Source organism: Picosynechococcus sp. PCC 8807 (genome assembly GCF_001693295.1).
GTDB lineage: Bacteria > Cyanobacteriota > Cyanobacteriia > Cyanobacteriales > MRBY01 > MRBY01.
On the sequence record NZ_CP016483.1, the window covers coordinates 650,735 to 669,870 of the forward strand.

Consider the following 19,136-nt stretch of genomic DNA (forward strand, 5'->3'; position numbering starts at 1 on the left):
GTCAAAGTTTAAAAAGTAATTATTTATCATGAAGTCTATTTTATTGCAATTAAAAACGGCTGTTTCTGAGGCTCTGATCAAGACATTTGGCGAAGATCTTAAAGATACTGATCCCCTTGTTGTCCCTGCTAGTAATCCGAAATTTGGTGATTATCAGTCTAATGTCGCCCTATCGCTAACGAAAACACTGAAGAAAAATCCTAGAGAAATTGCCCAAAGTATTATCGAAGCTTTAGATGTCGCTGATACTTGTGAAAATCCGACCATTGCCGGGCCTGGTTTTATTAACTTCAGCCTCAAACCGAGCTATTTAGCCACACTTTTAAAGGAAGTTCAGCAAAGCGATCACCTAGCCATTGAGCCAGCAGAAAATCCCCAGAAAGTCATTGTAGATTTTTCTAGTCCGAATATTGCTAAGGAAATGCACGTCGGCCACCTCCGCTCAACGATTATTGGGGATTCTATTGCGCGGATTTTAGAGTTTCGGGGCCAGAATGTTTTACGCCTCAACCATGTGGGGGATTGGGGCACCCAATTCGGGATGTTGATTACCTATTTAAAGGAAGTTTACCCTGATGCTTTAACGAAAGCAGATGCCCTCGACATTGGTGATTTGGTCGCATTTTATAAGAAAGCAAAGGTGCGTTTTGATGAAGATGAAGCCTTTAAAGAAGCCTCTCGAAATCAAGTCGTAAAATTGCAATCCGGGGACGAAGAAAGTCAAAAAGCGTGGCAATTGCTCTGTGAACAATCCCGCCGGGAATTTCAAAAAATCTACGATATTCTAGATATCAAATTAACCGAACGGGGCGAGTCTTTTTACAATCCATATCTAGCAAATGTTCTAACAGCATTGGACGAAGTGGGTTTATTAGAAGAAGATGCCGGGGCGCAATGTGTGTTTCTCGAAGGTTTTAAAAATAAAGATGGCGATCGCCTACCATTGATCGTCCAAAAATCTGACGGGGGCTTTAACTATGCCACCACTGATTTAGCAGCAATTCGTTATCGCATCAAGGAAGATCAGGCCAAACGGATCATCTATGTGACAGACTCTGGCCAGGCCGGACATTTTGCCCAGGTGTTCCAGGTGGCAGAGCGTGCTGGGTTCTTACCCGATGATGTGGAAGTTGTCCATGTGCCCTTCGGTCTTGTGCAAGGGGAAGATGGCAAAAAGCTCAAAACCCGTGCTGGCGATACGATCAAGCTCAAGGATTTATTGGATGAAGCTGTTAACCGCTCCCGCGCTGATTTAGAAAAACGTCTCGCCGAAGATGAACGCCAAGAAACAGCAGAATTCGTCGAAAAAGTCTCCCAAGTGGTTGGGATTGGGGCTGTGAAATATGCTGACCTGAGCCAAAATCGCACCAGTAATTACATCTTTAGCTTCGATAAAATGTTGGCGCTCCAGGGCAACACCGCCCCCTATATGCTCTATGCCTATGTGCGTGTCCAAGGGGTCAGTCGCCAAGGGGGCATTGACCTCAGCACCCTACCCACCGATACGCCGATTATTCTTGAAGAGGCCGCTGAACTGACCCTGGCTAAACACTTACTGCAACTGAGTGAAGTCCTGATGAGCGTTGAGCAGGATCTGATGCCCAATCGCCTCTGTGAATATCTCTATGACCTCAGCCGCAAATTCAACCAATTTTATGAGGCTTGCCCGATCCTCAAGGCCGAAGGCGATTGCCGCATTTCCCGGTTAATCCTCGCCGACACCACGGCACGCACCCTCAAGTTGGGTTTATCTCTCCTGGGGATTGAGGTGTTAGACCGAATGTAGTCCTAAACCCTTATTCCCTCAGAAGAGTTGCCAACATCGCCCACGAGATCGATAAGCAAATATTACAAGATATAAAGTATCCATCACCGCTACCTATCTTTGCTGATACCTTATAAGCAAGGTACAAAATAAAAGTTCTGAAAAAGCTTTTATTCGGACGAAGAGATTGAGCGGTTGTACCTCCTTTGTTCGGTCTCGCCCAGAAGTCCTTCTCAACATTTCAAGTTGAAGATAGACTCGGTTATTCCCCCTAACGGAATCGGGTAATCGGGCTATAATCACTGCCTGTTAGGTACCGTTTTTCGAGAAGCGCTTGTTGGGTTCGTTGTTAACCTCGTTTTGTTGTTTGGTAAATCTTTTTGTTAGTTAAATTTGGATTGTAAGCCTGCTCCCCTGAGTAGGCTTTCGCCTTGTTTGGGGGAAAATCATCCCAAACAGCGGTAGATTAATCTTGGGTTAATACCTCTGGCAGAGGGGTATATTCACCGATGGGGTAGCCCCTTTGCTGAATTAACGTTTTGAGGTGTTGCACTCGTTTTGCGGGGGCCGGGTGGGTCGCAAGAAAATCCCAATTGGCCCCTTGTTTTTGGCTCATCGCCTCAAAGAAATCCGTTGCACCAGCGACCTGTCCATAGGTGGCATAGAGCAAATCTAAACCATATTCATCGGCTTGTTTTTCTTGGGCTTGGGAAAAGCGCGAGGTACTGACAATTTGCGCGACATCTCCCAACCAACTGACATCACCAAAAATAGAGGAAATCACTGTACGGATTACGAGAGCCCGACCAATATTACGCAGGTGGTCTCGGTTGGCAAAGTGACCGATTTCATGGCCCAACACCATCATTAAGGCGTTTTCTGAGTCCATTTGATCTAACAACCCTTGATAGACCAATACCGTATCCCCCGGCAGGGCCGCGGCATTAACCACATGCTGGGGAATATAGAGGAGTTGGTAGTCGCGTTTTTCTTTAGCGCCAGTAGGAATTTCTGCTTCCAGGCGGTCAAGCAGGGCATTTAGTTCATCTTGGGCAGGCGAAGGTTCGGCTTGGGGTTCGTAGATTTTGACCAGGGCTTGCCCTAACCGTTGTTCCCAACTCACGGGCATCTGGACAATGAGCCAGTTGACACTGAAGTTTAATAGCCAAATCAAGAGGGCGATCGCACAGATAAACATGCTCCCAAGGGTAAGGAGTTCTCGGAGGGACGCTTCAGGGTTGCGATCTTCTGGGGTTGGGGGAGCAGGCATCGTTAATCGAGGAGTGTGGCAAGACGCGGCAACAGCAGTGCAAAGGCTTGGCCCCGGTGACTGACGTTATGTTTGAGCGCCGCTGACATTTCCGCAAAGGTCTGTTGATATTCTGGCACATAAAAAATGGGGTCATAGCCAAAGCCCCCTCTCCCCCGCAGTTCCGGGAGGATTTCTCCGGGACAGTCTCCTTGCACTTGGGCGGCAATGGTACCGTCTGGTTTGGCGATCGCCACTGCACAGATAAATTTCGCGCGGCGATTGGGGTTGTTGCCCAGTTCCGTTAACAGACGTTCAATGCGTTCTTGGTCGGTGGTGCCGTAGCGGGCTGAATACAGACCGGGGGCACCGTTGAGGGCTTCGACGACTAAACCAGAATCATCGGCGATCGCCCATTGGTTGAGGGCCTTTGCCACCTGAGAGGCTTTGAGAGCTGCATTTTCGAGAAACGTTGTGCCTGTTTCTTCAATGTCGAGTTCCGGGGGCTTGAGCTGCAATTCCCAGGGCAAATCCTGGAGATAAGCTTGCATTTCCTGTAATTTACCGGGGTTTCCGGTGGCGACGACAAGGACGGGCATGGGCGTTAAATATCTGAATGAGAAATTAAAAAAGTTAACCGGGAGCGCCGGGCAGCGACTTCTATTTTAAGGAAATTTGCCGAAAAAAAAGACGACCAAGGGCCGCCCTAGACAAACTTATGCTGTTGAGATGTTGTTTGAAAAAATTAAAAGCTGTTGGTCTTACTGAAAAATACCAATGACACCATGGCCGGTGAAGATTTCGAGAAGAAGTAAAGAAGCAAAACCGATCATTGCGGCGCGACCATTGAATTTTTCTGCGTATTCGGTAAAGCCGACGCGGGGATTTTCTTGGACGTAAACGGTGGGCTCTACGGCAAAGGTATTCATTTTGCCTTGGTCGTCGATGATGTTGCCTTGGTATTTTTTAGCCATATTTTTATCTGGGGTAAATTAGGTTGTTTTTTATCTTGATTCAAGATTAACAAGTTTTGTAACAATTTGCAACATTTTATTTTTCGAGGTTGACAAAAGCTGCAAGTGTAAGCGTTTATCCCATTTTAGAAAAGAATTGCAAACTTTTTCTTGATGTTCTGGAAGATGGTGCCATGGGCTACAGATTTTTGGCCCATATCTTTTTAGGTTGATAGTTGATTTGTCCTGCACCTGAGGGGCTGCGGTCTATGGTCTGCTCGGATTTCCCCGTCATTTACTCCACGCTATCGGCGATCGCCCTCCGGGAGCGTGTGCTGCCGCAATATGGCCTTAAGACCGTCAGCCAATGTGAGTTATGGAATCGGGGCTTGAGTGATATTTATTTTGTGCAAGCAGCCCAGGATACGTTTGTCTTGCGGGTCTCCCATCACCATTGGCGATCGCCCACGGAAATTTTTTTCGAGCTCGATTTTTTAAATTTTCTCAAGGCCCAGGGTTTACCGGTGGCGGCTCCTTTACCGACGGAAGCTGGTGAATGGGCGGTCAAAATTCAGGCTCCAGAAGGCGATCGCTATGCCACTCTGTTTCCCTTTGCCCCAGGAGAAATTGCCCTAGGGGGATGGAACGAAAGCCAAAGTCATCATTTAGGGGCAGTGGTGGCGCAGATCCATCAGGTCAGCCAAGACTTTATCTGTGACCACCCGCGCAAACCCCTAGACCTTGAGTATTTGTTGGATGAATCCTTGGGCGTGATTTTGCCGTTTTTTGGCGATCGCCCCCGGGATTGGGGTTTCATGCAGGACATTGCCCACAAAATCCGTGAAACTTTAGCGCAACTCCCCAAGGAAAAGCCCCTCTGGTCGGTCTGTTGGGGTGATGCCCACTGCGGCAACGTCCATTTCACCGAAGATCATCAGCTCACCCTCTTCGACTTTGACCAATGCGGCTACGGTTGGCGCGCCTTTGAAATTGGCAAATTTTTCCAGGGGGCACTCACCACAGGTCTCCAGCGACGGGTGCGAGAAGCCTTTATCGCGGGCTATGAGTCCCAAACCACCTTTGTCGCCCAGGAACAGGCGGCCCTCCAGGCCCTCACCCAACTGGCTTATATTTGGTCGTGGCGCATCAGTCTCACCAGTATTCAAATTTTTAACAACAGCCAACTGGATCGTCACTACCTCACCCAGCGGCTAGAACGGCTCAAGGCTTTATCTTCGCGGGATTGGCAATTATTCTAAATCTCCCCAGTGATAAATCTATGTGACATGACCCAGGCTGAGGGAAAATATCGCGAAAAGTTGAAAAATTCCCTGATCAAAAATGGTATGTTCTGCTACACTTAGCGTTGTGTAAAGAAATATTTCGGGCTTCGTGCTGGGAACGCGTGGTTTGAAATCTTGTATTTTTTCGATGCAAAAACAACAACAAGCTTGAGTCATGCCAGCGATCGCCTCGCTGGTTTTTTCTTGGGGCCCTTGCTGGGATAATGGAAGCCACAACTTTTAATGATCCCTTAATTAACTGCACTGGCCTTGTGCCAAAACGTTTTTACCGAACTGACCCATGGAAAATTTAGATTTTGCCCTTTATACCCAGTGGTCTGCCTACGCCACCTTATTCTTTGCGGTCTTGGCGATCGCCGCGTTTCTTTTTAAGTGGGGCATCCGTTTCCGCTTAGTCGGCACCACCGGCTTTATGATTGTGCTTACCATTGGTTTGTTTGGCCTCAGCTTAGGACTCTTTAGCCGTAGTGTCGTGCCGGGGGCCGTGCGCTATGCCCTGGTTTACGACAATGGTGCCAACCTAGCCGTTGTCTCCGTGAAGCCTGAAGTGACTGCCGAGGAAGTCAATGCAACCCTCCGCCAAGCTTCCAATGACCTCTTTTCCTACGGCCGCATTGGCAATGGGGATAATAAATTTACCGTGCGCCTCCGGGTCATGAGCCATCCCGAACCCGGCGTTTCTGAACCCCTCTATCTAGGTCAAGTCCAACGCGCCATTGCCGACCGCGAAAATGGGGCCCTGGACATTCAGCTTTATCCAGAAAATCTCAAAAAGCTGCCCCAACCCAATGCGATTAGTTAGGATCTAGGGAAGTTTATTTCACCCGTTTCGTCGCCATTTCTTCGCTACCAATACCCATGAAAAAGCCTGCTGCTACTCAAACCCAAACTGTTCCCATGCAAGTGCTGATTGCGCCGGCCCAAGTGCTCAAGGGAAATAACGCCCTGGCCCAAGCTGGTGCGGCGATCGCCCGGTGGGGAAAACGTCCTTTTGTGGTGGGAGGGCAGCAGAGCCTCGAAAAATTGGCAGATCCGCTCCAAACCCTAGCCGAGCAAGAAAAACTCGATCTCGCCAGTGGCAGCTACAGTCCTGACTGTTCCGAAGCGTCCCTCAAGGAACTCAACAAAAAATTCAAAGCCCACAAAGCAGATTTTGTCATCGGCATCGGCGGCGGTAAGGCCCTCGATACAGCCAAGCTCCTTGCCCATCAGCAACGTTGCCCCATTGTGACCGTGCCCACCTCGGCGGCTACTTGTGCTGCTTGGACAGCTCTGTCGAATATTTATTCTGATCAAGGGGCCTTTCAATATGATGTGGCCTTGGAGCAATGCCCGAATCTGTTGATTCTGGACTACGAATTGGTACGCACGGCGCCGCAACGGACTCTGATTGCCGGGATTGGGGATGCGATCGCCAAATGGTACGAAGCTTCCGTCAGCAGTGGCCATTCCCCCCAGACCCTCACCATTGCCGCCGTCCAAGAAGCGCGGATTCTCCGGGATCTCCTCTTTCAAAAATCCTCCCAGGCGATCGCCGATGTCCACAGTCCCGAATGGCAGGAAGTCGTTGATGCGACAGTTCTCCTCGCTGGCGTGATCGGTGGCTTGGGAGGGGCAAACTGTCGCACTGTGGCCGCCCATGCGGTTCACAACGGATTAACCCACCTACCTGCGGCCCATGGCATTTTGCACGGAGAAAAAGTTGCCTATGGCATTTTGGTGCAACTCCGCCTCGAAGAAATTTGCCAAAAAAGTCAACTGGCTGAGACCGCCCGCCAACAGCTCCTCCAGTTTTACCGCGATATTGGCTTGCCGAAGAGCCTCGCTGATCTCGGTCTGAATACAATGACCTTGGCCGAGCTGCGCCAGGTGGCAGAGATCACCTGTCAGCCCCAGTCAGACATCCATCGTCTACCCTTTACCGTCAACCCAGACCAGTTAATGGCGGCGATGGTTTCCACAGAAGCAACCAGAGAGAGTACCACCTCTGAGACCCAGTCTGCCCCAGAGACAACTAAAGCTCAGGCTTAGGCTCGCGGATCTAGACAATTGACATCCGGCAGCCCTCCTAGGGTTTAATGGGGCACGGGCAATCCATATAAAAACGGCAAAACAAGAGCATGAAACATAAAGTGGGTGTCATTGGCGGCGGACAACTCGCCTGGATGATGGGAGCAGAAGCCCGGAGCCTCGGCATGGAACTGTGGGTACAAACACCCAACGCCAGTGATCCGGCGGTTTCTAATGCCGATCAGGTGATCATTGGGGCGATCGACGATCTAGAGTCTACGGCCAAGCTGGTGGAAAACTGCCATGTGGTCACCTTTGAAAATGAATTTGTTGATCTCGAAGCCCTCGATACCCTCGTTAAACGGGGGGCAAAATTCTTCCCTTCTCTGCCTTTTCTCGCTGCCCTCTTGGATAAATATGATCAACGGCGCTGTTGTCAACGGTTCGGCATTCCGGTGCCGACCTTTGTCCCTTGGCAACTGGGGGAACCGCTACCCTCTGGTTGGGAATTTCCACTGGTCGTGAAGGCCCGTCGCCATGGTTATGACGGAAAAGGGACATTTATCGTGAAAGATGCTGCGGCGTTACAGACTTTACCAACGGATTTAGCTGATACTCCCTTACTTTTAGAAGCGTTTGTGCCCTTTGAGCAGGAATTAGCGGTGATGGTGACCCGCAACCGCCGGGGAGAAATTCGCACCTTTCCGACGGTGGAAACCCAACAGATTGATCAAGTGTGTCGTTGGGTGCTGGCCCCTGCGGCGATCGCTCAAGATGTGGTGAATCAGGTCGAAAAGATTGCCCGCACCCTAGCTGAAGGGTTAAATCTGGTGGGCATTATGGGGATTGAGTTGTTTCTCACTCCCGAAGGACAAGTGTTGGTGAATGAAATCGCCCCCCGCACCCACAATTCCGGCCATTTTAGTTTGGATGCTTGTCAGACTTCGCAGTTTGCAATGCAACTCCAGGCGATCGCCGATTTGCCTTTAGGGAACCCCAAGATGATCACCCCTGGGGCGGTGATGGTGAATTTACTAGGGTTTGAGCACAGTACGGGGAATTATGCCCACAAGCGGCAGATGTTGACCCAGTTTCCCCATAGCCATGTCCACTGGTACGACAAAACCAGCGCCAGCCCAGGCCGCAAACTGGGTCATGTCACAGTTTTAAGTGAGACGAATGACCGGGAAACATTGGTGGCGATCGCCCAGCAAATTGAAGCCATTTGGTATGGTGACTCTAGCCCCACCTAGAAGTTCGAGAAGTTTTGGTTAGCCGTCCAGCGGGAACCAGAAAAAGGCGTCCCTCCCAGTTGGGCAACCTTTTCTGGGGTCATCCCATAGACCCAAGCCTCCGTCAGGATCGTTTTTGTCTCCGTGTAAACAGGCGCTTGACGCCGTTGATATTCATTGAGGCTTGGCGATCGCCCCGGTTGATAATCTTCAAGGACATCTAGTCTCTCTAAAACCTTGGGATCCCTGAATCGCAACAGACAACCTTCTACCCAACCCGGTTCTGGGGTGAGGGCCGGATAACCCACCGGTAACTGATAAAGCTTCCCTGGGATGAAAGCCTTCTCAATGTGGGGGTGATAGGGGGCACAGTAGCGGGGAAAATTTGCTTCTCCTGGCTGGAGGGTGCCATACACGAAAACCTTGAGCATGGTGTGATTTCCGACAAAGAATAACAGAGGGCGAAACCGTGAAAAGCTATAATCAGGGGCAAGATCATGCGCTTTCGTAAGGGGAAAATGGGCGATGGATAAACGCTACAATATTTTGCTTGTCGATGATGAACCGGGCGTCCGGGAGGCGGTTCAAGCCTATTTAGAAGATGATGAAGCCCTAACCGTCACCACCGCTGAGAATGCCACAAAAGCCTGGGATGTTTTGCAAACGTTTACACCGGACTTGGTCATCTCTGACATTATGATGCCCCAGGTGGATGGCTATCAGTTTTTGGGGCAACTGCGTGAAGATCCACGCTTTAAAACGCTTCCGGTAATTTTTCTAACGGCCCGTGGCATGACTGGCGATCGCATCCAAGGCTACCAAGCGGGCTGTGATGCCTATTTACCGAAACCCTTTGAACCCGAAGAACTCGAAGCCATTGTCAAAAATCTCCTCACCAGAGAAGCGGCGATCGCCGAACAACAAGACGGTGGCGGCAGTAACCTCGAAGGCATCGCCCAGGATCTCCGGGAGATTAAGCAATTCCTCGGCCAGCAAAATCAACTGGTCACCACCCCACCGCCTTTAAAAATTGACCTGACCCCTAGGGAGCAAAGCGTCCTCGATCTCGTGGCCCAGGGACTGATGAATAAAGAAATTGCCAAGGAGCTAGAAACCAGCGTCCGCAACGTTGAAAAGTATGTTAGTCGCCTATTTAGCAAAACGGGAACCAATAGTCGGACAGAATTGGTACGCTACGCCCTCAAGCACGGCTTAACGCAATAGTTGACGAAGACATTCCTTCAGTCTTGCGCCATGATTTAGCCCTTTTTGCACTGTTAGTTCCATTCGCGCCGATGCCCCAACAAGATCAAGTCCATCCCCAAGCCAACCGCGATCGCCTGATTGTGGATAGTCTCCTCAAGGGAGAACCCACAGAAAATGCCCTGGTGGAATTGGCACGGCTCCATCTGCGCTATAACGGCTTCCCTGGGGCAAGGGAAATTCAACAGGATTTGAAATTGCTGTTCCAACAGTGGGGCTTGACGGAGGACGTTTTATTCGCCAAAACAAGGGAAATCCATGCGGCCGGGCGGGCCTACAAACATCTACGCCATGGCGAGGAGCAACAGGATTGGAGCTAGCACCCGCAACTTTCACCGAAAAACTCACCGGGGCGATCGCCGCCCAAAACACCCTCCTCGTGGCGGGTCTCGATCCGAACCCGGAAATGCTGCCGGATTCTTTGCGCACCGGAGATTTAATTCAGAACCTGAAAACGTGGCTTTTGGGGATCATTGACCAGACCCAGGATCTTGTCTGTGCCTACAAGCCGACCCTCGGTTTTTATCAAGCCTTAGGGGTGCCGGGGTTGCAACTGTTAGAAACGGTTTTAGCCCATATTCCGCCTGATATCCCCATTATTCTCGATGCGAAACACGCCGATCTCAATACCAGCAGCCTTTTCGCCCAGGCGATTTTTGAGGTGTGGCAAGTGGATGCAGTTACCCTCAGCGCCTACCCCGGCCAAGACCACGTTGCCCCTTTTTTGCTCTATCCCGACAAAGGCGTTTTCTTGCAATGTCGCACCTCTAACCCCGGTGCCTTTCCCCTGCAAAATTACCCCGACCCGCAACGGCCTTTTTATCTGCACCTGATCCAAGAAATCAAACAGTGGGGCACCCCGGAACAACTTTTCCTAGAAATTGGGGGCGATCGCCCGGCGGTCTTTCGTCAAGTGCGTGCCATTGCCCCAGAACGGTGGATCCTCGCCCGCAGTATCTGGCAACGGAGCGAAAACCTCGAAGAAATCATTCACCAGGGCTTAAATTCCAATGGGTCTGGCCTCTTAATTCCCATTCCTAACGATGACCTGAGTCAAACCGATTGTCGGCAACCCGTCGCCCAGCTACGGCAAAAGATTGAAGACATTCGCCAGCGTTATACCCCCAGTAATGCCCGCTGTGATTTGCTCCAAGTACCGACAAATTTCCCCGCAGCGCACCCCCAGGCGGAGTTGATCGTGCAGTTGTTTGACCTGGGCTGTCTGCTCTTTGGAGAATATGTCCAGGCCTCTGGGGCGACGTTTTCCTATTACATTGATCTGCGCAAAATTATTTCTAACCCCCAGGTTTTTAACCAGGTGCTCAATGCCTACGGGGCGATCGCCAAAAACCTGAAATTTGACCGTATCGCCGGGATTCCCTATGGTTCGCTCCCGACGGCAACGGGGTTGGCTCTGAAATTAAATTACCCGATGATTTTCCCCCGTAAGGAAGTCAAGGCCCACGGGACGAGGCGGGTGATTGAGGGCCATTTTGAGCCAGGGGAAACGATTTTGGTCGTCGATGACGTGCTGATTACGGGCAAAAGTATCGTTGAGGGGGCGAAAAAACTGGAGTCGGCGGGCCTCACCGTGCAGGAGATGGTAGTTCTCATAGACCACGAAGCGGGCGTTAAGGATCGGCTCCAGGCCCAAGGATATCAAGCCCACGCCATTTTAACCATTTCTGAAATCACCGAAACCCTTTTCCAAGCGGGTCGCATTAACCAGAGTCAGTATGATTGCCTCGTGAGCCATTGAGCTTTTTTCGGACAAAATTCTGCCAGGGCTTGGGTCTTTTGCGTACAGTAGAGAAGAAGCACCTTTATCGACGACGGCCCCATGGGATTACATCTGTTTGAGCATTTACAAATGGCGATCGCCACCCTCCGCACCAACAAAATGCGCAGTGGTTTAACGATGCTCGGCATCATCATCGGTAATGCGTCCGTGATTGCCATGGTCGGTTTAGGCCAAGGTGCCCAAAAATTAGCCACAGAGCAGTTTGAATCCCTCGGTTCCAATGTTTTGTTTATCATTCCCGGCTCCCGGGCGGCCCAACGCACCACCATTGATTTACCCAAGACCCTCGTTTGGGAAGATGCCCAGGCGATCGCCGAACAGGTGCCGAATGTGGCGGCGGTGGCGCCCCAGATTAATAGTCGTGGTTTAGTGACATTTCGGGGGATTAATAAAGATTCTTTGCTCTTGGGGATTACCCCCGAATTCATTGATGTACGCGAATTTACCCTAGCCCAAGGCCGGTTTGTGACCGACAGTGATGTGGAACGCAATAAGCGCGTCGCCGTGATTGGGTCTGAGATTGCCACGGAGCTTTTCCCTAATATCGAGCCGGTGGGCCAAAAACTCCGGGTCAAAAATCTTACCTTCGATGTGATTGGTGTTCTCGAAGAAAAGGGGGCTTCCTTTGGCACAAACCAGGACAACGCCGTTTATATGCCCCTCACCACAATGTCGAACCAGGTGGTGGGACGCACGTCTCCCTATGGCACGGAGTTAACCTTTATTTCCGTCTCCGGTGAAAGTGAAGACCGAGTCAGGGCGATGACCTTTCAGATCGAAAATCTATTGCGGCTCCGCCATAAGATCGTCGATGAGGATGATTTTAGCGTCCAAAGTCAACAGGATTTATTGGACGTGGCGAATACAATTACCGGGGCTTTAACCACGATGTTGGCGGCGATCGCCGGTATTTCTCTCCTCGTTGGTGGGATTGGCATCATGAATATTATGTTGGTGTCTGTTACCGAGCGGACAAAAGAAATTGGTCTCCGTAAAGCCCTTGGTGCCACAGAAAACGACGTTTTGTATCAGTTCCTGATTGAATCGGTGATCCTGGCAGGGATTGGTGGGATCTTTGGGACAGGTCTAGGCTTGGGGGGCGTATTTCTCGCCAATGTCTTGACCCCCCTGGCGGCCCCTATTTCTGTAACAGCGATTGTGATGGCGGTAGGTGTTTCTGGGGGAATTGGCTTATTTTTTGGGGTGTTTCCGGCGCGGCAAGCGGCCCGTTTAGACCCGATTGTTGCCCTCCGCAACGAGTAGAATTTTATCCCCGGCAATGGAGATAGATCGGGGTCTACAGCCAAACTTCAATCTGCTATACTTTATTAGCCCAAAACCCTTGGACGCATAGCTCAGTGGATAGAGCAACCGCCTTCTAAGCGGTCGGTCGCAGGTTCGAATCCTGCTGCGTCCGTTTTTCTCGACAAATACATATTGTCTATGGCACTGGTACACGGCACTTGGATCTTTCAGGCACAGCAATCCTACTTTTTTCTGTGGAGTGAGGTCTGGCGCAGTGAGTCCGCAGTCAGCCCGCCCGCTTATCCCTTTGGGGGCGATCGCCAAAGCCTCGAAACCCAACTCCAGGCCTATGGGGTGACGGTGCCGGAAAATGCCCAGTGGTTAGAAACGACGCTTTCTCTACCCAGTACCAAAGGCACCAAGACCAAACCCTCGATCCCACTCTTGTCTAATCAACCCCAGATTCCCGATCAGCTCGATTGGGCCGACTGGCAAATTATGGGCCTCGCCCTAAACGCTCGCCAAGCCACGAATATTATTCAAACATTACCCCTCACCGATGACGCCCTCGCGGGGGATCTCCGGTTTTGGTGGCAGGTGTGCCGCTGGAGCCTTGATTTAGTTGTGCGGCGTAAATTTCTGCCCCATGTGACCCCCCTCCCAACGGGAGAAGCCCTGGCGACGTGGGTACCTTTGTTAGATAGCGTCACAGAACAACAGCGGTTTGCCCAGTTTTTGCAACAGATGCCAGGCATTTGTGCGGTCGGTCAAACGCCAGCCCAGGTGTTATTGAGTTTTCTCACGGCGATGGTCGATGCCCAGGTGCGTCCCCATGCCAAGCCCCTACAAAATTTTCCGAAAACCTCTGTGGTGTTTCCCTGGTGCGATCGCCTTTCCAAAGCCAAGGCCACCTTTGAAGATCTGCCCCGTCAACTGGGCCATGCCTACGAAAATTGGACATTCCCCGTGCGGGAATATTTGGTAAATCCGCCGGATTTTGCCCTGAATCAGCCCCTATTTCGCGCCTGTTTTCAACTGCTGCCCCCCACCGTCGCCCAAGACCATTGGCAATTGCAATATGGTTTGCAGGCCTTGGGAAATGCGGCAAGTATTGTCACGGCGGATCAGGTTTGGCAAGATCCCAGCCAACCCCAGGAAATTTTATTAAAGGGTCTAGGCCTGGCGTCTCGGTTGTACGAGCCCATTGGTGAAAGTTTAGGGGGGCCGCAGCCCTGTGGTTGTCCCCTCGATGCGATCCAAGCCTATGAGTTTATCCGTTCGGTGGCCTGGCAACTGCGCGATAAGGGCCTGGGGGTCATCCTACCAGAAGGTTTAGAGGCCGGGAGTAATGAAGTACGCCTTGGCATTAAAATTTCTGCCCAGGTCAAAGATGAAAGTCGGTTAAATCTCCAGAGTCTATTGCAGTACAAACTAGAGGTGGCCGTTGGCGAAACGACTCTCACAGAACGGGAATTTCAGGATCTCCTCGCGCGGCGATCGCCTTTGGTTGAAGTCAATGGTCAATGGCTCGCCCTCCAACCCACCGATGTGCGGGCCGCCCAGGAAATTTACCAAACAAAAATGGCTGAACAACCGCTGCGGGTCGAGGACGCCCTGCGCTTGGGAGCAGAACCGGGCCAGGTGTTTGCGAAGTTGCCCGTGGTTGGCTTTGAGGCGTCGGGGGCGTTGCGAGAACTCCTTGACCATCTAACGAATAATGAAGCCCTGAAGCTAATTGAGCCGCCTGACTCTCTGCAAGGGACGCTCCGGCCCTACCAGCACAAGGGGATGAGCTGGTTGAGCTTTTTACAAAAATGGGGCTTGGGGGCTTGTCTCGCCGACGATATGGGCCTGGGAAAAACGATTCAGGCGATCGCCTTTTTATTGACCCTCCAGGAAAACAAAAAACTAACCCAGCCAGTGCTATTGGTCTGTCCCACCTCCGTGGTCAGTAACTGGGAACGAGAACTTCACAAGTTTGCCCCCAGCTTAAAAACCTTGATTCACCATGGCGATCGCCGCGCCAAAGGAAAAACCTTTGCGAGCACAGCTCAAAAATATAATGTGATTCTCACCAGCTATTCCTTGGTTTTCCGGGATCAAAAAGATTTAGCGACGGTGTCTTGGCAAGGCATGATCCTCGACGAAGCCCAAAATATCAAGAATCCCCAGGCGAAACAGTCCCAAGCGGTGCGCGCCCTCGACAGTGGTTTTCGCATTGCCCTCACGGGAACCCCTGTGGAAAATCGCCTCAAGGAACTCTGGTCAATCCTTGATTTTCTCAATCCCAATTTCCTCGGTACGCAACAATTTTTCCAACGGCGCTTTGCAATTCCCATCGAAAAATATGGCGATCGCCAAACCCTCCAGAGCCTCCGTAAGCTGACCCAACCCTTTATCCTGCGTCGCCTCAAGACCGACAAGACAATTATCCAAGACCTGCCCGAAAAACAGGAAATGGAAGTCTTTTGTAGTCTCTCGAAAGACCAAGCCAACCTTTACCAAAAACTGGTGGATGAATCCCTTGCGGAAATCGAAAACACCGACGGCATCCAACGGCGCGGCTTAATTCTCACCCTGCTGCTACGGCTCAAACAGCTTTGTAATCACCCTGTACTGCTCCAGAGCAAACCCAAACTCGGCAAAAATTTTGCCCCCCGTTCCGGCAAGCTACTCCGCCTCGAAGAAATGCTCGAAGAATTAATCTCCGAAGGCGATCGCGCCTTGATCTTCACCCAATTTTCTGAATGGGGGAAACTGCTCCAACCCTACCTCCAGGAACGCCTCGGCCAGGATGTCCTTTTCCTCTACGGAGCGACCCGACGGGAGACCCGCCAACAGATGTGCGATCGCTTTCAAAATGATCCCAATGGCCCCCCCATTTTTATCCTGTCCCTCAAAGCAGGGGGCACCGGATTGAATTTAACCCGCGCCAACCATGTGTTCCACGTCGATCGCTGGTGGAATCCGGCGGTAGAAGACCAGGCCACCGACCGCGCCTTCCGCATTGGCCAGAAGCAAAATGTCCAGGTGCATAAATTCGTCAGTACCGGCACCCTCGAAGAAAAAATTAGTGCGATGATCGCCAGCAAAAAAGAACTGGCCGAACAAACCGTTGATACGGGAGAAAATTGGCTGACGGAACTGGATACGAATCAACTGCGAGATTTACTGCTTCTAGAGCGCGATCGCCTCATGGAAGAATAACCAGGCGAACTCCCCCACACCGTTATAATGGAAAGCCTGAACACCCAACCCACAGATTTATTACCACCTCGTATGCAAAAACGTAGCTCCTTCGATTCTGCAGAAATTATGCACCGGGCTGAAGATCTCATGCAGGCCGCATCCAATCGTTACCGCATTACTGTGCAGGTGGCTCAGCGGGCTAAGCGCCGCCGTTACGAAGAATTTGATGCTGTTGAAGATCCGTTAATGAAGCCGCCGATCCGCGCCATTATTGAGATGTCCGACGAACTGACTCAGCCTGAAATTATTGGGGAATAATTCAAACCCCGCGCTCATCTAGTTTCGTCGTCCTGAAGGGGTTAACAAGTGGCCCTTAAGCAAAAAATCCGCAAGAAGTTTGTGGGGAGCGATGTATTACAGGCGTCAACCAGTACACTGGGAGCATTGGTAACTCAGTGTAAGACATTCGTAAGCTTCCCATGAAACTGCTGTTGGTAGATGATGATCCCATTTTTCGTCTAGGCTTTTGTACCGCTTTGGCCCAGGAAACGGATTGGGCGATCGCCGCAGAAAATTTCAGCACCATTTTGGCAGCATCCCCCCGCAAGGATTTGGATCTGATTCTCTGTGATCCCGCCTGGCAGGGGGATCGTCATTGGCGTCGATACCGCGAACTGCAACGCCTTTACCCCACAACGCCCCTAGTCCTCTGCACGGCACAACTGGATTCAGAGCGGATCTTACAGGCGAAACGGGATGGACTAGCAGGTTATTTCCCGAAAGGCTTGGCGATCGCCGATCTCGTCCCGGAGCTGAGTACCATCGCCGCTGGTGGTAAAGTTTGGTCCCAACGTCCCCAGGGCATTAACCAAAATTTGTTCGCTGGAATGCGTCGCCGGGGCCTTAACCAGATTTACACAGCCCTAGATCGCGTCGAAACCTACCTCGCCCAAGAGAATCTCCCGCCCCTGTACCGTGCAGTTTTCGCTGGACAACAACGGGAACTCAAAACAGCAGCCTGGCTCCTGCGCCATTGTCTGCCCCAAAGTGCCATTTTCCTCAATACAGTTCCTCCCGCCCAGCCCCAAACGCCTCCCGCCGGGGCGATCGCCATTGCCTCACCCGTAGAGATCACGACGACCAATAGCCGCTGGCAAATTCTCCTCGAAAAGACCTTTGTGAAGCTCAATGGCTCCCTGAAAAATGCCACTGGCAGTAGCCTAGAACTAGAGATTGTCACCCCAGAAAAACGGCGGGAACTGCTTTATATCATTCTGCAACAACTCAATTTTATTTTTAATGATCCCCAGTGGAAAAATTTAGATCCCGAAGCCTTCCAAGCCCAACATCAACGCAGCATTCGTAACCTCTGGAAATTTAGCGCCCAGGAATTTATTGGCCGCTACCACCTCACCGCTGACAATCAGGCCGAGGGCTTTTTGGAGTTGCTCAATCGGGTGGCGATCGCCAATGCCCCAGACCTAAACCAAAGACTACCCCAAAGCGACGACTTATTCGCCTATCTACTACAAGACCAGCCCCTCAAGATTGATAATGTCACCTATCGTCTTGAGGCCAGGGAAGCCCTGGGACGCAGCCAACTCATTTTAGAAAATTTGTTGATCACCGTCGGTAACGATATCCTGCAATTTATCTTGAATACCCTACCGGAGCCAGAATTACTCAAGGCAGAAATTTACCAGCCAAAACTGCGCTCTTCCCGCAACATTGCCCGTTTTCGCAATGATCTATCGTGGGCCTATCGCCTGCGCAAATATTGGTTAGAACCGAAGGCCATTTTTGAAAGTCAACATCAATTTTTGAGCGTTAGTCCAGTCGGCATCGTGCAAACGGCCGTTTACCAACCCCGATCCGCAGAACTCGCCAACCTTGAGGGGATTCCCTGGCTGGTGACGATTCTCCTGGAACTGAGGGATGCCCTTGCCCCCCGGATTCGCGCCCTCGTGGCCTGGCTCGGTGAAATTTTAGTTTATGTGCTGACCAATGTGATTGGCCGGGCCCTTGGGTTAATCGCTAGGGGCATCGTCGAAGGAGCTGGCAGCAGTTGGCAACATCTCCGGGCGCGCCAAATTGAGCTAGCGAACATGGCCCGAAAAAATTCCTAAAAAGACAATAAGTCTGCAAACTGGCTTCAGAGAAACTGCTATGATCCTGGTTGCAATTGCCTTTCTCTGCCATGGCTTACCGTAATCCCGCTCCCACCGTCGATATCATTGTTGAACTCTGCGATCGCCCCCATCGACCAATTATTTTGATTGAACGCAAACATGAACCCTTTGGTTGGGCAATTCCAGGGGGCTTTGTGGATTATGGCGAAACAGTAGAGACAGCTGCCAAACGGGAAGCTTTAGAGGAGATCTCCCTAGAGGTGCAATTGGTTGAGCAATTGGGTGTGTACTCCGACCCTGCCCGTGATCCGCGCCAACACACCATTAGTGTGGTCTTTATCGCGACGGCAATGGGAGACCCCAAAGCGGCAGATGATGCGAAAACGGTCGGCATTTTTCAGCCGTGGGAAGTTCCGCAAAATTTATGTTTTGATCATGGGCGCATTTTGCAGGATTATTGGTCTTACCGCCACCACGGGATGCGTCCCCGTTTGGGTGCTTAACGTGATCTGCAATTTTTTAACGGTTTTAAGAATTTAGTGATGGAAAAACAAGTTATTCAAACTAATCATGCCCCCGCCCCCGTTGGCCCCTATAACCAGGCGATCGCCGCTTCAGGCAAGATGTTATTTTGTTCTGGCCAAATTGCCCTTGATCCCGCCACGGGCCAAATTATTGAGGGGGATGTCCAAGCCCAAACGAAACAAGTCATGGCAAATTTAGCGGCGGTGTTAAAAGAAGCTGGCGCCACCTGGGAAAATGTTGTGAAAACGGGCGTTTTTCTCAAGGATATGAATGATTTTGCGGCGGTTAATGCTGTGTATGCCACCTACTTTGATGAAGCCACTGCCCCCGCCCGCGCTTGCGTAGAAGTAGCGCGTCTGCCAAAGGATGTCCTCGTCGAAATTGAATGTATTGCCGTGCTTTAAACACACCACTAAAGCTGCATTTTTTTAAAGCCTTACCCAAAGAAAAACCTCCATTTCCGATGAGAAA

The 19,136-nt window shown here is 51.1% G+C and carries 18 protein-coding genes and 1 tRNA gene; 15 read left to right on the forward strand and 4 right to left on the reverse strand.

Translation table 11 applies throughout. The annotated features are described in order from the left end of the window. Nucleotides 1-28 precede the first annotated feature (28 nt). Nucleotides 29-1,786, forward strand: a complete 1,758-nt coding sequence (argS, locus tag AWQ24_RS03115) for an arginine--tRNA ligase (protein WP_065715980.1) — start codon at nucleotides 29-31, stop codon at nucleotides 1,784-1,786. A gap of 445 nt (nucleotides 1,787-2,231) precedes the next feature. On the opposite strand, the gene AWQ24_RS03120 is transcribed toward argS, so the two are convergent. The 3 genes from AWQ24_RS03120 to AWQ24_RS03130 form a co-directional block, all read right to left on the reverse strand. Further along, entirely contained in the window at nucleotides 2,232-3,035 is an 804-nt protein-coding gene (locus AWQ24_RS03120; protein WP_065715981.1) for a M48 family metallopeptidase, read from the reverse strand. A gap of 2 nt (nucleotides 3,036-3,037) precedes the next feature. Continuing rightward, the gene (rdgB, locus tag AWQ24_RS03125; protein ID WP_065715982.1) at nucleotides 3,038-3,613 is read right to left on the reverse strand and encodes an RdgB/HAM1 family non-canonical purine NTP pyrophosphatase; all 576 of its coding nucleotides are present in this window, start codon (nucleotides 3,611-3,613) and stop codon (nucleotides 3,038-3,040) included. Nucleotides 3,614-3,775: 162 nt separating this feature from the next. Beyond that, complete coding sequence (locus tag AWQ24_RS03130) at nucleotides 3,776-3,988, reverse strand: high light inducible protein (protein ID WP_012306233.1); 213 nt, start codon at nucleotides 3,986-3,988, stop codon at nucleotides 3,776-3,778. A 248-nt stretch (nucleotides 3,989-4,236) separates the two neighbouring features. On the opposite strand from AWQ24_RS03130, the gene AWQ24_RS03135 reads away from it, so the two are divergent. From AWQ24_RS03135 to AWQ24_RS03155, 4 genes are all read left to right on the forward strand, one after another. Beyond that, nucleotides 4,237-5,226, forward strand: a complete 990-nt coding sequence (locus AWQ24_RS03135) for a phosphotransferase enzyme family protein (RefSeq protein WP_065715983.1) — start codon at nucleotides 4,237-4,239, stop codon at nucleotides 5,224-5,226. A gap of 325 nt (nucleotides 5,227-5,551) precedes the next feature. Beyond that, a complete protein-coding gene (locus AWQ24_RS03145) occupies nucleotides 5,552-6,073 on the forward strand; it encodes a Ycf51 family protein (protein ID WP_012306235.1) in 522 nt (173 codons plus the stop codon). A 56-nt stretch (nucleotides 6,074-6,129) separates the two neighbouring features. Further along, nucleotides 6,130-7,302, forward strand: a complete 1,173-nt coding sequence (locus tag AWQ24_RS03150) for an iron-containing alcohol dehydrogenase family protein (protein WP_065715984.1) — start codon at nucleotides 6,130-6,132, stop codon at nucleotides 7,300-7,302. Between the two features lie 89 nt (nucleotides 7,303-7,391). Continuing rightward, on the forward strand, nucleotides 7,392-8,534 hold the full coding sequence (locus tag AWQ24_RS03155) for a 5-(carboxyamino)imidazole ribonucleotide synthase (RefSeq protein WP_065715985.1): 1,143 nt from the start codon (nucleotides 7,392-7,394) through the stop codon (nucleotides 8,532-8,534). Here the strand turns inward: AWQ24_RS03155 and AWQ24_RS03160 are convergent. Next, a complete protein-coding gene (locus tag AWQ24_RS03160; protein ID WP_065715986.1) occupies nucleotides 8,531-8,944 on the reverse strand; it encodes a gamma-glutamylcyclotransferase in 414 nt (137 codons plus the stop codon). The two genes, AWQ24_RS03155 and AWQ24_RS03160, sit on opposite strands and share 4 nt — an antisense overlap. A 94-nt stretch (nucleotides 8,945-9,038) precedes the next feature. Between AWQ24_RS03160 and AWQ24_RS03165 the strand changes: the two genes are divergently transcribed. The 10 genes from AWQ24_RS03165 to AWQ24_RS03210 all read left to right on the forward strand — a co-directional run bounded on the left by AWQ24_RS03165 (nucleotide 9,039) and on the right by AWQ24_RS03210 (nucleotide 19,069). Then, the gene (locus AWQ24_RS03165; protein WP_012306239.1) at nucleotides 9,039-9,737 is read left to right on the forward strand and encodes a response regulator transcription factor; all 699 of its coding nucleotides are present in this window, start codon (nucleotides 9,039-9,041) and stop codon (nucleotides 9,735-9,737) included. Nucleotides 9,738-9,808: 71 nt separating this feature from the next. After that, entirely contained in the window at nucleotides 9,809-10,096 is a 288-nt protein-coding gene (locus AWQ24_RS03170) for a DUF3288 family protein (protein WP_065717287.1), read from the forward strand. Then, a complete protein-coding gene (locus AWQ24_RS03175; protein WP_065715987.1) occupies nucleotides 10,087-11,535 on the forward strand; it encodes a bifunctional orotidine-5'-phosphate decarboxylase/orotate phosphoribosyltransferase in 1,449 nt (482 codons plus the stop codon). Before AWQ24_RS03170 ends, AWQ24_RS03175 begins: the two co-directional genes overlap by 10 nt. Nucleotides 11,536-11,616: 81 nt before the next feature. Further along, nucleotides 11,617-12,840: an ABC transporter permease gene (locus tag AWQ24_RS03180; protein ID WP_065715988.1), complete on the forward strand. Its 1,224-nt coding sequence runs from the start codon at nucleotides 11,617-11,619 to the stop codon at nucleotides 12,838-12,840. An 81-nt stretch (nucleotides 12,841-12,921) separates the two neighbouring features. Continuing rightward, nucleotides 12,922-12,994, forward strand: a tRNA-Arg gene (locus AWQ24_RS03185). 26 nt (nucleotides 12,995-13,020) lie between these two features. Then, nucleotides 13,021-16,029 carry a DEAD/DEAH box helicase gene (locus tag AWQ24_RS03190; RefSeq protein WP_065715989.1) on the forward strand — a complete coding sequence of 1,003 codons (3,009 nt, stop codon included), beginning with the start codon at nucleotides 13,021-13,023 and terminating at the stop codon, nucleotides 16,027-16,029. Between the two features lie 72 nt (nucleotides 16,030-16,101). Next, the gene (locus AWQ24_RS03195; protein WP_012306244.1) at nucleotides 16,102-16,329 is read left to right on the forward strand and encodes a DNA-directed RNA polymerase subunit omega; all 228 of its coding nucleotides are present in this window, start codon (nucleotides 16,102-16,104) and stop codon (nucleotides 16,327-16,329) included. Nucleotides 16,330-16,490: 161 nt separating this feature from the next. Next, nucleotides 16,491-18,137: a DUF3685 domain-containing protein gene (locus AWQ24_RS03200; RefSeq protein WP_062432453.1), complete on the forward strand. Its 1,647-nt coding sequence runs from the start codon at nucleotides 16,491-16,493 to the stop codon at nucleotides 18,135-18,137. Nucleotides 18,138-18,208: 71 nt separating this feature from the next. Continuing rightward, nucleotides 18,209-18,643 carry an NUDIX hydrolase gene (locus AWQ24_RS03205; protein ID WP_012306246.1) on the forward strand — a complete coding sequence of 145 codons (435 nt, stop codon included), beginning with the start codon at nucleotides 18,209-18,211 and terminating at the stop codon, nucleotides 18,641-18,643. A gap of 39 nt (nucleotides 18,644-18,682) precedes the next feature. Then, nucleotides 18,683-19,069, forward strand: a complete 387-nt coding sequence (locus AWQ24_RS03210; protein ID WP_012306247.1) for a RidA family protein — start codon at nucleotides 18,683-18,685, stop codon at nucleotides 19,067-19,069. Nucleotides 19,070-19,136: the final 67 nt, after the last annotated feature.